Genomic DNA, 15,146 nt, shown 5'->3' on the forward strand with positions numbered 1-15,146 from the left:
GGAACTGCCCTCGGCGACGCCGGGGCAGGCGGAGGCCGCCGGATGAGCCCGCTGCGCCGGACCGCGAGCCGACTCGTGCTCGCCACCGCCGTCGTCCTGAGTGTCGTGGCCCTGGCGGGCAGGCCCACGACATCAACCGCCGCTGCCGGCAAACCGATCCCGCGCGGGAGCCTGCACACCGTCCCCGTGCCCGCCGGCCCCGATCCGGGCCGCCGCGTCCTGACCACTCGCAGCACCGCCCCCTTCCGCCTCGTCGGGATCACCTGGTCCGACGCGCGGGCCGAGCTCGGCGGTACGGCCCAGGTGCGCACCCGTGACGCGGCGACCGGCCGCTGGTCGGCCTGGCGCACGCTCGACCTGGAGCTGCACGCTCCCGAGGCGGGGCCCGACAACGCTGCCGAGGGGCTGCGCGGCGGCACCCAGCCGCTGTGGGTCGGCCCGTCGGACGGCGTGCAGGCACGGATCACCGGCACTCGGCTCCCGGGCGGCCTGCGGGTCGATCTGGTGGATCCCGCGGCCGGGGCCGAGGCCCCGGAAACCCCGGTGGACTCGGCCTTCTCACCCACGGCCGCCGGTCAGCCCGACATCGTGCCGCGCTCCGGCTGGGGCGCCGACGAGTCGCTGGTTCAGGACCCGCCGACGTATACGACCGACACGAAGGCGGTGTTCGTGCACCACACCGCGGGCACCAACGACTACACATGCGCCGAGTCCGCGTCGATCATCCGCGGGATCTTCGTCTACCACGTGCAGAGCAACGGCTGGAACGACGTCGGCTACAACTTCCTCGTCGACAAGTGCGGGACGGTCTTCGAGGGCCGCGCGGGCGGGGTGGACAGGCCGGTGCTGGGCGCGCACACCTACGGCTTCAACACCGACACCAGCGGGGTCGCGGTCCTCGGCGACTACAACACGGCGACCGCGTCGGACGCCGTGCGGGCCTCGCTCTCGAAGCTCGCCGCGTGGAAGCTCGGCCTCTACGGCGTCAATCCGTCCGGGACCGTGGTGATGGCCGCCGCGGCCGACAACGGGAAGTTCACCAAGGGTCAATTGGTGATGCTGAACCGCATCTCCGGTCACCGCGACGGCTATCCGACCGAGTGCCCGGGCGACAACCTCTACGCCGACCTGCCCGCCATCCGGACGCTGGCGACTGCGGCCGACTCCCCCGCCCCGACAGGGGACACGAACCGCGACGGACACGCCGACCTCGCAGCGGGCGTCCCGGACGCCACCGCCAACAGTCAGGCGGGAGCCGGGCAGGTCACCGTCGTGCCGGGGGCGCGCTCGGTGCCGTACACCGGCAACCGGACAGTGGTCACTCAGGAGTCGGACGGGGTGCCTGGCGGCTCGGAGGCCGGTGACGGGTTCGGTTCCGCGATCGCGTACGGCGACTTCGACCACGACGGCTACGAGGACTTGGTCGTCTCCTCGCCCGGCGAGGAAGTCACCTCCGGTGCGAGCGACGAGGGAGCGCTGAGCCTGCTGCGCGGCACGGCGAACGGGCTCGCCGGACAGGCCGGGATGATCAACGAGCCAACCGGTTCGCGCGCGAGCGGCGCCCGCTTCGGTGCCACCGTGACCACCGGCGACTTCAACGGCGACGGCGGCGACGACATCCTCGCGGTGGCGCCGGGCGCGGGGCGCGCATGGGCGATCGACGGCGCGGACCGTACGTTCTCCGCGGCCGTGCCGCTGTCCCAACTCGGCGGTGACAGCGGGGCGGTGACCGGTGCTGCCGTGGCGACCGGTGACTTCGACAAGGACGGGTACGCGGACGCCGCCCTGACCTTCCGCACCTCCGGCGGCGCCACGCCGCTCGTGGTGCTGCGTGGTTCGGCCAACGGGCTGCGCACCGACGCGCCCGCCGTGCTGCCCGGCGCGGGCGGCGAGGCGCTCGCCGCCGGAGACCTGAACGGCGACGGCTACGCCGACCTCGCCGTCGGACGCCCCGAGGCGGGTGACGGCGGTGAGATCGCCACGTTCCACGGCTCGGCCGACGGACTCACCGACACCGGCGCGCCCGTCGTCGGCCTCGGGTCCGCAGGTGACCGTTTCGGAGCCTCCCTCGCCGTGGCCGACGTCAACGGCGACGGCTACGCGGACGTCCTCGCCGGGGCGCCCGGCACGGATGTGACCGCCGCCGGTACACCGAACGCCGACGCGGGAACCGCAGTGCTGCTGCGCGGCGGTTCCAGTGGGCTCACGGCCACCGGGGCTCAGGTGTACGACGCCGAGCGCGCCGGAGTGCCCGGTGCCGCCGAGGCGGGTGACCGGCTCGGCTCGGCGGTGTCACTCGCCGACCTCACCGGCGACGGGGCCCCTGACCTCGCGGTGGGCTCCGACGGCGAGAACGCGGGCGACGGCACCGTCCTCACGTTGAACAGCGGCCCGGACGGGACGCCGGTGCCGGAGAGCGGCACGTACTACGGGCCCGTGGCGCTCGGCCTGGCCAGTGGTTCCGGTCTTGGCGTGGGCGATGTGCTGGCCAAGTGATGTTGACAGACCGTGGAGTCGACGTTCACGTCCCCGACGATCAGGCCCTTCGCGGCCACCTCCTGGAGCCGAGCGAGGATCCTCACCCAGGTCACCTCGCCATCGAGCAGGGGAAGAAGTCCTTGTCGGTGGTGATCACGGCCGGGCAGCGGGGCCGTCGTACGACGCCGATTCCCCATCCGCGACGTGACTCTCCCACGCGCCCACGTCACCAGTGGAACATCAGAAAGCCGCCGCCGGTACGACCACCGTCATCGCGGACGGCGGCTACCGAGGCACCGGGCTGGTCATCCCACACCGTCGAGAGAAAGGTCAGAGCGAACTACCGGCTTGGAAAGAGGAACACCACGCCTCCCACCGCAAGGTCCGCGCCCGCGTCGAGCACGTCTTCGCCCGCATGAAGACCTGGACGATCCTGCGCGACTGCCGACTCAAGGGCGACGGTGTCCACCACGCAATGCTCGGCATCGCCCGCCTGCACAGCCTCGCCCTCGCCAAGTAACCGAGAAGGCGTGCAGGACAGCCAGGACGCCGTAGATCATTTACGGGACAAGGCTCAGCCACGATCCTCGGAGACAACGCCCGCTGTCGCACGGTCGCTGTGGCCCGCGAAGTCATGCGATCCGTGCTGCAACCACTTCTCCATCCCTGGTGCCGGACTGGCCCGGCATGGAGCGCGGAGGCCCGCCGACGCGCAACACCAGCTACAGGGCGCCCGATCCCCCGTCACGCCGAACGCTGCCCAGTCCGCTCCCACTCTCACTTTTCCTAGGTCCGGGAAGGCTGCGAGAGGCGCATAGGGGGACCTACTTCAGGAGATGGCGCCATCCATCCAGGTCGGGAAGCGCCAACCCGTCTGCGCCTCGCCGAGTGCCACGGTCTGCCTGATACTGGGTTTCGGACCACGGGCGTGTCCCTGTCCCGGCTCCGACAATCTCGTAGCACTTGGTAGGCGACGCCCGCTGCCAGCCCTCTGTTGTGTCCTGCCGGTCGGCCAGATTGCTGCCCAATGTGCCGCAAAGGACTCCCGACCATGGTCTGGGACCGACGACGAGCTCTACCCCTCCGCCTGGCCGACGCGCCCCGCCCTCGGCAGGTCGGCCCACGACGCAGCCCGCCGCCTGATTGCGCAATCCGCCGGCAAGAGCGCAGGCTCTGTTCTTCGACACAGGGCTTGCGCAGCGATTCCAAACAGGATCCGCAGCCTGGTGCAGCTGACCATGGGCACGGCCAAGGCCATTGCGAGCCCCAACCACGGCGGGTAACCGGACTGCGCAGGATGGCTCTCCCAAGGCTGTGCAGCGTGCGCAGCGTCGTTCGGGGGGACGCTGCGCGAGCCCGCTGCTCGAGACGGTGCAAGCATGCGTACTGATCCTTGCCGCCACGCTTCTCGTCGTCGCCGTCGCCCTGTGGCATCAGCTCCGCGAGCGCGACCAACGCCGCCACCAACGGTCCCTGTCAGCACAGGCGGCCTGTGCCCAAGCCGCAGCCGCATTTCGCGCCCGCCTCGACCACGCCCGCTCAAGCACCGGTGGACCGGTGCATCGGCCACATCCGCCGGCGTGTGCCCGAGAACGTGGAGCAGATGCTCGAAGGCCGCGCCCTTCGACGCACGCCCTCACCGCCACACGCACCGACGCTGGACTGCAGGTCACGCCCGAGCGACTTCCTGAGCAGGCCGCCGAACAGCGTGCCTTCCACAGCCGCCGGCAGCCCCTGCACGGCGGCGCTAGCCGGAGAGACGTGGCCGAATGCTGTCTTCGAGGCGACTTGGCTCCACGACCTTCTCAAGCGCCCCTTGATCCTCTCCGGACGGACGCCCTCAGATGCAGAAGCGACGGAACAGGACCCGACGCATCGAGGCCGGCGAATCAGGATCCGTGGGCGACCGCGTCCAGATGGGGCAGGACGTGGTCCATCCGCTCGCGCTTGGTCCGCAGATACGTGATGTTGCTCTCGCACGGCTCGATCAGCAGCGGCACCTGTTCGGCGACCTGGATGCCGTGCCGCACCAGCGCCTCGCGCTTGCGCGGGTTGTTGGACATCAGCCGGACCGAGCGCACCCCGAGGTCGTGCAGGATCTCGGCGGCGACCCCGTAGTCGCGGGCGTCGACCGGCAGACCGAGCGCCAGGTTCGCCTCGACGGTGTCCAGGCCCTCCGCCTGCAGGGCCATCGCGCGCAGCTTGGCCAGCAGTCCGATGCCCCGGCCCTCGTGGCCCCTCAAGTAGACGACGATGCCGCTGCCTTCGGCGACCACCGCACGCAGCGCCGAGGCCAGCTGGTCGCCGCACTCGCAGTGCTGCGAGCCGAACGCGTCCCCGGTCAGGCACTCCGAGTGCAGCCGGACCAGAACGTTCTCGGTGCCGATCTCGCCGTGCACGAGGGCGACTTGCTCGTCACCGCGGTCGTGGTCCAGGTAGCCGATCGCCTGGAATTTCCCGTACACGGTCGGCAACGGGGTATTCACGACGCGTTCCGCGCCCGAACGCCGCGGGGACTTCTTGCCGAGGACGCCGATGTTTTCTGTCATGATCTGATTCCTAAGCAGAGACGAAAGGCCGGGAAAAGATGAGTGGTTCGGGCGCGCGTACGGTGGCATACGGGGTGGTGCCGGCGGACACTACGGAAGACGTACGGATGCGGGGGGCGGGCGTTTCAACACAGGTCGCCGTCCTTCCCGTCGGCAGCTTCGAACAGCACGGCCCCTTCCTTCCGCTGGCGACCGACACGCTCGTCGCCTGTGCCGTGGCGCGGGAGATCGCCGTCGCGTACCCGGTGCACCTCCTTCCTCCGGTGACGGTGTCCTGCTCGCACGAGCACGCGGCCTGGCCGGGGACCGTCAGCATCTCCGCGGCGACCCTCCATGCGGTGGTCCGGGACATCGCGGCGTCGCTGCGCCACTCCGGTGTCGACGCGCTGGTCGTGGTCAACGGGCACGGCGGCAATTATGTGTTGGGCAACGTCGTCCAGGAGGCCTCCGCGCGCGGCGAGAGGATGGGGCTCTTCCCTGCCGCCGAGGACTGGGAGACGGCACGGCAGCGGGCGGGGGTGTCCACCTCGCTGCTGACCGACATGCACGCGGGAGAAATCGAGACCTCGATTCTGCTGCACTCTCACCCCGAATTCGTCCGCCCTGGATACGAGTCCGCCGATTTCACCGCGGACGACCGTCGTCATCTGCTCACCGTGGGAATGTCCGCCTACACCGAATCGGGCGTCATCGGCCGTCCTTCCCTGGGTTCGGCGGAAAAGGGGAAGGAACTGCTGTCCAGCCTGGTGGAATCCTTCGGCGCGCTTTTCGCGCTGCTCACGTCCACCGACGACGCCGGAGAGGTACCGGAGTAGCCGCGCAGCCCGCTGTACCAGCGGGCGACGAGAACGACGGCGCCGGGCAGGCTCGCCACGAAGCTGAGCACGCCGTACACGACGGCGACGGCCACTCCGCTGCTCGCGCCGAGCCCGGCGGCGCCGAACGCCCAGGCGGTCACGCCCTCGCGGGGGCCGAAGCCGCCGACGTTCAGCGGCAGGCCCATGGCGACCAGGGCGAGGACCGCGAGCGGGAGCAGCACCGCGACGGAGGCGGCGGAGCCGGCCACCCGGGCCGCCACCACGAACATCGCGACGTGACCGGCCAGGACGACGGCCGAGGACAGCGCGACCCCGGGCCCGGCCTGACGGGACAGCAGCCCCTGGCGTGCCTCGCCGAGGACGGACCGCAGTCGCCCACCGCGGCGTGCGGCGGCGCGGTTCATCCGGACGGCGAGGGCAACGGCGAGAGCGCCCGCGGCGGCCAGGGCCACCGGCAGGGCGAAGGTGCGAACGTCGTCCCGGACGGGCGACGGCAGGCTCAGCAGCACCGCCGCGCCGAACACCGTCAGCGCGATCTGCCCGGCGACCCGCTCCAGGACGACCGCCTTCACCCCGCGCCGGAGGTCACCGGCGCTCTGCCCGTGCCGGACCGCCCGGTGCACATCGCCCAACACCCCGCCGGGCAGGGCCGCGTTCAGGAACAGCGCCCGGTAGTAGTCGGCCACCGCCGGGCCCAGCGGCAGCCGGATGCGCAGGCCGCGGGCCACCAACTGCCAGCGCCACGCGCTGAACACGGTGGTGACGACTCCGATGCCCAGGGCCGCCACCAGGGTCATGGTGTCGATCCGCCGCAGCCCGTCCAGCAGCACGCCGGTGCCGAGCCGCCACAGCAGGGCGGCGAGGATGGCCGCCCCGGCGACGGTACCGAAGTGGGTCCGCAGCGCACGGGACTTGAGACGGGCCCTGAGGGAGCGGGGGACGTTGCGCTCGGCCGGCTCGGGGGCGATGGGCTCCTCGATGCGCTCCGTCGCCTCAGAGGCGAAGGACTCCTCGATGCGCTCCGTCGTCTCGGGAACGGTGCGTTCCGAAATGCTTTCCCGCTGCCCGGGGACGCCCGCCCGGAGGGCCTCGCCCACGGGCGGTTCCAGCAACGCCGTCACGTCGTCCTGGGCGGCGACCGCGGCCGCTCCTCCCGCCGCCCTTCCGCTCATGACGCCCCTCCCGTCGGCCGGGGCAGTGCCAGCAGGTCGCTGTGGTGGACGACCACCTGCAACTCGCCTGCCTCGCAGGCGGCCAGGCGCTCACGCAGGTAGCGCTCGGCGCTCTCGCGCAGCTCGGGCCGCTGCTCTACGGCCGCGCCCACCCAGCCGCGCAGCCACTGGGCGGTCAGCGCGGACTCGTCGGGGCCGAACCGCCACGGGCTCGGGTGCACCCGTACCGTCGCGCCGCGCTCGGCGAACGCCTCGCAGGCCACGGTGGCCGCGTCCGGCCCGAGCAGACCCGTACGGCGCTGATGGGCGTTGAACGCCTCCGCGATCTCGGCGTCCAGCGGGTCGGACGGGGTGAGTTCGACGCGTCCGGCGACGGACAGCGTGAGCAGGGCCGGGCAGTCGGCGCCGACGCAGGCGGCGGCGAGGGCGTCGATCTCCTCGCGGGTGAGGACGTCCAGCAGTGCCGAGGCCGTCACCAGGGAGGCTCCGGCCAGCGCGTCCGGGGTGAGCCGGGCGACGTCGCCGCGGCGCGTCTCGACCGAGACCCCGCTGCCGTCGGCGGCGGAGCGCGGGGAGGCGACGGCGGCGAAGTGCAGCAGGTACGGGTCGCGGTCGTGCAGGACCCAGTGCTGGGCGCCGTCCAGGCGTGGCGCGAGCCAGCGGCCCATCGAGCCGGTGCCGCAGCCCAGGTCGTGAATGACGATGCTGCCCGTCCGGCCCGGCAGATCGGCCAGCCGTATCCGCAGCGGGTCCAGCAGCTCCTGCGCGCGGGCGGCCGCGTCGGCCGGTTCCCGCAACTGCAGCCACTCGGGCGCGTACCGGGGCGGCTCCTCCTGCCCGCCGTCGCGCAGCCGTACGGTGGCCCGCTCACCGGGGCGGACGACGGGGCCGGCACCGGCGATCACAGCGGACGGCTCGCCCGGCCCGGTATCGGCAGCGGCATCGGCATCGGCATCCGCAGGGACGTCCTGCGGCACGGCGGCCGCACCGGACGGCTCGCCCGTCCGCCTTCCGGCATCCACCCCAAGCCCCTCACTCCCGGTCTCCCGCGCGTACTCCGCCTCGCGCGGCCCCGGCTGCGCGGGAATCCCACCGGTCACCGTCGTAGTCTCCGTCATGCCGCCCTCCCAGGCGCCTCGGGCAGCCTGCCGAGGACCCCGGCCAGGCTGCGGGCGGTCGTCGCCCAGCCGTCGAGGGCCGCGCGGCGACCGCGGGCGGCGGCCTTCAGGCGACGCCGTACGTCGGGTTCGCCGAACCAGCCGCGCAGTTCGGATGCGAGCGCGACGGGGTCCTCCGGCGGGACGAGGATGCCGGGGACGCCGCCGTCGGGTGCGCGGCCGACCGCCTCGGGCACACCGCCGACATCGGTGGCCAGCACCGGGACACCTCGGGCGAGCGCCTCGGTGATGGCCATGCCGTACGTCTCCGCGTACGAGGTGAGGACCATCAGGTCGGCAGCGGCGTAGCTGGCGTCGAGTTCGGCGCCGGCCTGCGGGCCGACGAGACGCAGGCGGTCCTCGAGGCCGTGCTCGCGGATCAGGTCGCGCAGGTGGGCGACGTACTCCGGGTCGTTGGTGAGCCCGCCGACGCACACACAGCTCCACGGCAGGTCGGTCACCGTGGCCAGCGCCTCCACCAGCCGGTGCTGGCCCTTGCGCGGGGTGACCGCGGCGACGCACAGCAGGCGGGAGACGCCGTCGGTGCCGGGGGCGAGAGGTGCGATGTCGGCGCCGGGGGCGGCGACGTGCACCCGCTCCGGGGCGAGGCCGTGGTGGGAGACGAGGCGGCGCACCGCCCAGTCGCTGGTGGCGATCACGGCGGGCACCGCGCGCAGCACCGCCCGCTCGCGGGCGTCGAGGTCGGCGGCCACCATCGCGTCCAGGCCCGTCTCGTCGCCGAGGGGCAGGTGCACCAGCACCGCGAGCCGCAGCCGTTCGGCCTCGGGGACGACGACCTCGGGGACGCCGCAGGCCACCAGCCCGTCCAGCAGCACGACGGTGTCGTCCGGCAGCTCGCGCAGCGTGCGGGCGAGCACGTCACGGTCGGCCCGGGCGGGGCGCGGCCAACTGCCGGGCACGGCGTGCCGCACGGCCTGCCAGCCGAAGCCCGGCAGGTCCAGGCAGACCCGGCGGTCGTAGGCGTTGCCGCCGCTCGGCGAGGCCGGGTCGTCGACGCCGCCCGGCATGACGAAGTGCACGGTGCGCAGGGACATGGGGATGATCCCGGGCTTCTCGGAAGGGATGACCTGCGCGGGCACGTACGCGAGCCGTGTCTTGGTCACGGGCGTCACGGTCGTCTCGGTCACAGGCCACGCTCGTAACTCGCCCAGGCGATGTGCGACTCGTGCAGGGTGACCGAGATGGTCTTCAGGCCCTTGGCACCCTCGCCCAGGGCGCCCTTGTGGACGCGTTCGGCGAGCCGGTCGGCGATGACCTTGGCGAGGAACTCGGTGGAGGTGTTGATCCCGGCGAACTCGGGCTCGTCGTCGAGGTTGCGGTAGTTCAGCTCGGCGACGACGGCGCCGAGTTCCTGGGTGGCCAGGCCGATGTCCACGACGATGTTGTCCTCGTCCAGCTGCTCGCGGCGGAAGGTGGCGTCCACGAGGAACGTGGCGCCGTGCAGTCGCTGCGCGGGCCCGAAGACCTCGCCGCGGAAGCTGTGGGCGATCATGATGTGATCGCGGACGGTGATGCTGAACAACGGACGACCCTCCAGGTGCGGCGCGTCTGGTGCCCCCCGCGGTTCCCTGCCGGGGGATGCCGAGTAGTACGGCTCTTCGCTTCCCCGTGTTCAGCCTCCTCTCACCCTTTTCTCAGGTCAGACCGTCTGCCTTCGCTCAGGTCAGGCCATCCGCGCCGTAGGTGATGCGATGGCACAGGGCCGGGACCTCGCCGGAGGCGAGCCGCGGCATCAGTTCGGGCAGCTCCTCGAAGGCGTTTTCCCCGGTGACGAGGGCGTCGAGCGCCGGGTCGGCGAGCAGGTCGAGGGCGAGGGCCATCCGCTCGGCGTAGCCGCGGCCGGCGCGGGCGGCCGGGGAGACGGTGCCGACCTGGCTGCTGCGCACGGTGAGCCGGCGCGAGTGGAAGGCCTCGCCGAGCGGCAGGGCGACGCGCCGGTCGCCGTACCAGCTCAGTTCGACGACCGTGCCCTCGGCGGCGAGGAGTTCCAGGGAGCGGGTCAGGCCCTGCTCGGTGGCGCTGGCGTGGACGACGAGGTCGCAGTCGCCGAGGGCGTCTCCGGGCGCGGCGAAGTCCACACCGAGGGCCTCGGCGGTCTTCGCGCGGGCCGGGTCGGCGTCGACCAGTTGCAGCCGTACGCCGGGGAAGCGCGCGAGCAGCGCGGCCACCGAGCAGCCGACCATGCCGCCGCCGACCACCGCGATCCGGTCGCCGATCAGCGGCGCCGCGTCCCACAGGGCGTTCACGGCGGTCTCCACGGTCCCGGCGAGCACGGCCCGCTCGGCGGGCACCCGCTCGGGCACGACGGTCACGGCACTCACCGGAACGACGTAACGGCTCTGATGCGGATGAAGACAGAACACCGTACGGCCGACCAGCTCCCCCGGCCCCTCCTCGACGACTCCGACGTTCAGATACCCGTACTTCACCGGCCCGGGGAAGTCGCCCTCCTGGAACGGCGCCCGCATCACGGCGTGTTGGGACTCGGGCACCCCGCCACGGAAGACCAGGGTCTCCGTGCCACGGCTCACTCCGGAGTACAGCGCTCGGACCAGCACCTCACCCTCGGCCGGCCCCGCGAGAGTGACGTCGCGGATCTCGCCGTGCCCCGGCGAGCGGAGCCAGAACGCGCGGGCCGAGTGGTTCATCGGCATCCTCCTGAACGATCGGGAAGTTGTTCACGTACCGAGATGTGCACAGGCCGCGCACAGTACGCGGCGTTGATCGACTCTGTCACTCGGCCGGAGGAATGTGCGGTGGCCCTGAACAACACGTTTGACGCAAGGCTTCAGCAGGAGACCGCTGTGGGGGCGGGCGTGCAGATCCTGCTGCTGGCCCTGCTCGGCACGGCGATCGGCATGGGGCCGGCCGGCTGGCTGACAGGGCTGGTCTTCGCGTTCGCCACCTGGGCGGTTCTCTCCCGCGCCCTGCACCGCTCCCGGCTCAGCTCCTTCGGTCCCGCCAACCGGGTCACCCTCGGCCGGGCCACCCTGGTCGGCGGGGTGACCGCGCTGGTCGCGGACTCCTTCGAGAGTTCCCCGCCGGTCACCCTGCTGGTGGGCCTGACCGCCGTCGCCCTCATCCTGGACGGCGTGGACGGCAAGGTGGCCCGCCGCACCGGCACCTCCAGCGCACTCGGCGCCCGCTTCGACATGGAGGTCGACGCGTTCCTGATCCTGGTGCTGAGCGTCTACGTGTCCATGCAGCTGGGCCCCTGGGTGCTGCTGATCGGCGGCATGCGCTACGCGTTCGTCGCGGCGGCCCGCGTCGCCCCCTGGCTGAACGCCCCGCTCCCCCCGTCCTTCGCCCGCAAGACGGTCGCCGCGCTCCAGGGCATCTGTCTGCTGCTGGCAGGCGCGGAACTGCTGCCGCAGCCGGCCAACCTGGGCATCGTCCTGCTGTCCCTCGGCTCGCTGGTGTGGTCCTTCGGCCGGGACGTGCTGTGGCTGCGGCGGAACTCGCGCATGCCGCTTCACGTCCCGACGGAGCAGCCGCAGGTGCTGGAGCTGGAGCTGGCGGCACGCTGAACGGGCAGTGCCGGTGGGCCGTGAGCGGCGGTGCCGGTAGGCCGTGAGCGCCGATACCGGTGCCAGGTGCGCCGATACCGGTGCTCAGCGCCCCGACGCCCGGTACTCAGCGCCCTGCCGCCGGAACTCAGCACCCCGACGCAGGCACTCGGCACCCCTACGCCGGTACTCAGGGCCCAGCCCCCGGCACGGCGGCCAGTGCCCGCCGGACCTCGGCCGCGGGGAAGGGGGTGCGCTTGCTCTGGGTGAGCAGCCGGCGGTGGAAGTCGTCCAGGACGAGCGCGTGCGCGGCGTGCCGGTCGATGATCGCGGCGAGGCCGGGCGGAACACTGCCGGGCCGATGACCCGCGACCCACGTACGCAGGAAGTCCCCGGGTTCCGCACCACCCCGCACACTGTCGGGCAGATGATGGCGCAGCAGATGGGTGGGTACGTAGGAGCGGTCGTACACCAGGTGGTCGGCGAGGAAGCGGCCCTCGCGCACGGAGAGTTCGAAGTCGCGGCTCAGCGCCAGCCCCAAGTCCGCGAAATACACCTGCCGACCGTCGGTAAGCAGGTTACGGAAGTGGGCGTCGAAGTGCACCAGTCCACGGCCGCTCATGAACTCGGTGCCCCTCACCAACGCGTCCTCGACCCACTGGTACGGCGACGAGCCGTCCGCCGACCCGAACCCCACCGCCTCACGGGCATCACTGAGCCACTCGGCGAGCGTATGGGGCACATGCTCCAGGAAGAGAACCAGGCTGCAGGAAGCCCTTCCGATGGCCTCCAGCCGACGCCGGACAGCCGCTGATCCGTCCCAGTGCGCTACGGCTTTCTCGACGCCGCCGAGCGCATCGGCGAAGCCGGTCGGGGGACTGTCCGGCAGGACACGCCAGTGGTACAGCAGCGGGAAGCCCGCGTACTCGTTCCTCAGCACCCAGCTGGTGGTCATGAGGTGCGCGGCCAGCTCCCGCCAGGCGCCGAAGCCCGCAGAGCCCGCCCCGTACTGGTAGAAGAGGGGAAGCTCGAACAGGTTGGCGGTCGACCGCACATGGTCCGCCGTCAACTCCAGCTCCGTGAGCGGAACGCGCTTGACGAAGACGCGTGTCCCGTCGACGTCCAGCTCGGCCGACCGGCCGCCGACACCGGAGCCGAGCCCCTTCGCACCGGCCACCGCGTCCCGCAGCCGACGGTCGCTGAACAGGGCCAGCCGGGCACCCACGGCCGCGTAGGCGGACACGCGGGCGGCATGCCGTAATGCGTCGCCGGGCTCCATGGGCGCACCTTCCGTCGTACGCGCGGGCATCTCCTGCACTGGTTTCCCTCCCGGCGGTCACCAGAGTTTGTCGGTCTCCCCCGGGTACAGCTCGATGCGGCTGTCGTGGAACGACGCCTCGGCGCACCGGGCCCGCGCTGAGAAGAAGCCGGCCATGGTGACCTTGTCGAAGCCGGACCGGTCACTGGGGAAGGGGGCCCGCGGTGTCCCGCCGACGAGTACGGCACCGGGTACGACCTGCCAGCCCGCCCTCTCGTAGAACGCCCTGAGCGGCCTGTCACAGGTGAAGAGCCCCAGGTCCAGCCCACGACGGATCATCGCCTCCCGCCCCGCTGCCACCAGCCGCCGCCCGTGTCCACTGCCGCGCTCCTCCCGCCGGGTCACCACCGTGCTCAGCCCGCCGACGGCATACCGCACGCCGGCGTGGACGATGTCCTTGGAGAGGATGTCCAGGGCGGCGAGCACCTTCCCGTCGTCGTCCACGAGCAGCAGCGACCAGGGGCGCAACAACGGATCGTGGACCGGGGCGTCCAGGGGGACCGCCGCCCCGACCGGGGAGGGCCACGCCTGCTCCTGAATCGCGCGCACCTGCACGCGCAGTGGGACGGGAGTGGCTTCCTCGGGGAACGACAGGATCTGCACGTGCCCATCCTGGCGACCGCCGGGACGGAAGCAAGCGGTTTTCGAGCGCCCCCGTAGGCCCCGGTACGCCCCCGTACGGCGGCGGAGAGGGCCCGGCCCGACCGAAGTACGGATCCGGACCCTCCCCGTGCTCTGCCGCTCAGGGGGCTACGACCGTGCCGACCGCCCCCGCACGATCGCGAACGCGGCGGCGGCGAGGCCGAGCACGCCGACCACCAGCCCGGCGATGCCGAGACCACGGGCGGTGGAGTCGCTCGAGTCGGCGGCCTTGGACGTACCGGTCGAGCTGCTCTTCGCGGCCGCCGGGGCCGTGTTCTCCCCGCCCGCGGTGAGCTTCAGCACCGGGGCCGGGTTCTCCGGCTCGTCCCCTCCCGTCGGCGCCTCGATCCAGCGGACGACGTTGCCGTCGGAGTAGGTCTGCAGCGTCTTGAACGCCAACTGGCCGGTGTCCTCGGGCAGCTGACCGAAGGCGACGTCGAAGTCCTCGTACTGCCCGGCACCGATCTTCCCGCCGGTCCAGGTGATCTCTGAGACCGCGTCGGTGATGTCGCCGTCGTCGGTCTTGACCGGCGTCTTCAGCTTGGTGGTGGTCACCTTGGCGGTCCAGCCGTCCTGCGGGTGGACCATGACGCCGAGGACGGGGTGGTCGGTGGGCAGGAAGACCTGCACCTTGGTGGTGGAGGCGCTGTCCTCCTCGTTGGGCACGCGGAAGGTCAGCACACCGTCCGTGGCCCCCTTGGTGTAGCTCTCCGGGTGCACGGTGACATGCGCGGAGGCGACACCGGCGGCGCCGAGGAGCCCGGCGGCCGTAAGGGCGGTGACGGCCGCGGCGCGGCGCAGGTTGGTGCGAATGCGTGTCGTGGACATGAGTGAGTGGATCTCCGTACGAGTGATGTGTGGGTTGGTCAGACCGAGTACGGAATCGGAACGGGCGGCCCCCGTCGGCTCACCGCATGCCACAGCGCGGGTCGGCGAGGCGGCTCGGGGTCGGCCGGGACACGCAAGGTACGCCCGGCGGGGCTGGGCAGCGGGGCGTCCCGCCACCACGCGACGAGCCCCGGCACGAGCGCGACGGCACGGCGCAGCAACGACCACAGCGCGGCCTCGCCCCGCCGCAGCCACCAGGAGGCGAGCAGGGCGGCGAGGAGGTGGGCGGCGGTGGCGTGAGCCGTCGTGGCGTAGGCCGTCGAGGGGGCGTGCATCGCCGCCATGGCGTGCCCCGACATGGACGCCATGTGCATGGCGTGGGTAGGCCCCGGCCCGGCCGTCCGGTGGGCCGCGCCGAAGGCGAAGTGCAGCCCGGCCTGGGTGCCGAGCATGGCCGCACCGATACCGGTCAACGACCGCTCACACCGCCCGAGCGTCCACCCGAGCACGAAGACGGCTCCGAACCCGGCGCCGTCGGCCCACACCGGCGGCATGTCCCCCATGGCCAGCCCGTGCCCGGCAGCAGCGAGCAGCACGCACACCGCGGCGAACACGGCGGCGCGCAGGCTCCTCACTGCCGGGGATGCGCTCATCGTG

At 72.3% G+C, this 15,146-nt stretch carries 12 protein-coding genes and 2 pseudogenes; 4 read left to right on the forward strand and 10 right to left on the reverse strand.

Features of this window, described 5'->3' with window-relative positions:
• A partial coding sequence (locus tag AC07CM_RS39375) for an FG-GAP-like repeat-containing protein (protein WP_478881337.1) occupies window positions 1-2,496 on the forward strand: 2,496 nt, incomplete at its 5' end.
• 226 nt (window positions 2,497-2,722) lie between these two features.
• Window positions 2,723-2,998 (forward strand): annotated as a pseudogene (locus tag AC07CM_RS39380) (transposase); the annotation flags it as partial.
• 1,369 nt (window positions 2,999-4,367) lie between these two features.
• Here the strand turns inward: AC07CM_RS39380 and ribA are convergent.
• Window positions 4,368-5,027 carry a GTP cyclohydrolase II gene (ribA, locus tag AC07CM_RS39385; protein ID WP_478881338.1) on the reverse strand — a complete coding sequence of 220 codons (660 nt, stop codon included), beginning with the start codon at window positions 5,025-5,027 and terminating at the stop codon, window positions 4,368-4,370.
• Window positions 5,028-5,065: 38 nt separating this feature from the next.
• On the opposite strand from ribA, the gene AC07CM_RS39390 reads away from it, so the two are divergent.
• The gene (locus AC07CM_RS39390; protein ID WP_478881339.1) at window positions 5,066-5,842 is read left to right on the forward strand and encodes a creatininase family protein; all 777 of its coding nucleotides are present in this window, start codon (window positions 5,066-5,068) and stop codon (window positions 5,840-5,842) included.
• A gap of 101 nt (window positions 5,843-5,943) precedes the next feature.
• Here AC07CM_RS39390 and AC07CM_RS39395 read toward each other — a convergent pair.
• The 5 genes and pseudogenes from AC07CM_RS39395 to AC07CM_RS39415 all read right to left on the reverse strand — a co-directional run.
• Window positions 5,944-7,017 (reverse strand): annotated as a pseudogene (locus tag AC07CM_RS39395) (lysylphosphatidylglycerol synthase transmembrane domain-containing protein); the annotation flags it as partial.
• Window positions 7,014-8,135, reverse strand: a complete 1,122-nt coding sequence (locus AC07CM_RS39400) for a class I SAM-dependent methyltransferase (RefSeq protein WP_478881340.1) — start codon at window positions 8,133-8,135, stop codon at window positions 7,014-7,016. The pseudogene AC07CM_RS39395 and the gene AC07CM_RS39400, both read right to left, overlap by 4 nt.
• Window positions 8,132-9,298, reverse strand: a complete 1,167-nt coding sequence (locus tag AC07CM_RS39405; RefSeq protein ID WP_478881341.1) for a glycosyltransferase family 4 protein — start codon at window positions 9,296-9,298, stop codon at window positions 8,132-8,134. Before AC07CM_RS39405 ends, AC07CM_RS39400 begins: the two co-directional genes overlap by 4 nt.
• 20 nt (window positions 9,299-9,318) lie before the next feature.
• Complete coding sequence (locus AC07CM_RS39410) at window positions 9,319-9,717, reverse strand: 6-pyruvoyl trahydropterin synthase family protein (protein ID WP_391321786.1); 399 nt, start codon at window positions 9,715-9,717, stop codon at window positions 9,319-9,321.
• Between the two features lie 136 nt (window positions 9,718-9,853).
• Entirely contained in the window at window positions 9,854-10,843 is a 990-nt protein-coding gene (locus tag AC07CM_RS39415) for a zinc-dependent alcohol dehydrogenase (RefSeq protein WP_478881342.1), read from the reverse strand.
• 108 nt (window positions 10,844-10,951) lie between these two features.
• Here AC07CM_RS39415 and AC07CM_RS39420 point away from each other — a divergent pair, with 108 nt between their 5' ends.
• Window positions 10,952-11,722: a CDP-alcohol phosphatidyltransferase family protein gene (locus AC07CM_RS39420; RefSeq protein WP_478881343.1), complete on the forward strand. Its 771-nt coding sequence runs from the start codon at window positions 10,952-10,954 to the stop codon at window positions 11,720-11,722.
• Window positions 11,723-11,891: 169 nt separating this feature from the next.
• Here AC07CM_RS39420 and AC07CM_RS39425 read toward each other — a convergent pair whose 3' ends face one another.
• The 4 genes from AC07CM_RS39425 to AC07CM_RS39440 all read right to left on the reverse strand — a co-directional run bounded on the left by AC07CM_RS39425 (window position 11,892) and on the right by AC07CM_RS39440 (window position 15,142).
• Entirely contained in the window at window positions 11,892-12,980 is a 1,089-nt protein-coding gene (locus tag AC07CM_RS39425) for a protein kinase family protein (RefSeq protein ID WP_478881344.1), read from the reverse strand.
• A gap of 57 nt (window positions 12,981-13,037) precedes the next feature.
• A complete protein-coding gene (locus tag AC07CM_RS39430) occupies window positions 13,038-13,622 on the reverse strand; it encodes a GNAT family N-acetyltransferase (protein WP_478881345.1) in 585 nt (194 codons plus the stop codon).
• A gap of 147 nt (window positions 13,623-13,769) precedes the next feature.
• Entirely contained in the window at window positions 13,770-14,489 is a 720-nt protein-coding gene (locus tag AC07CM_RS39435; RefSeq protein ID WP_478881346.1) for a YcnI family copper-binding membrane protein, read from the reverse strand.
• A gap of 38 nt (window positions 14,490-14,527) precedes the next feature.
• Complete coding sequence (locus tag AC07CM_RS39440) at window positions 14,528-15,142, reverse strand: hypothetical protein (RefSeq protein WP_478881347.1); 615 nt, start codon at window positions 15,140-15,142, stop codon at window positions 14,528-14,530.
• Window positions 15,143-15,146 lie beyond the last annotated feature (4 nt).

The organism is Streptomyces sp. NPDC044061, assembly GCF_056434305.1.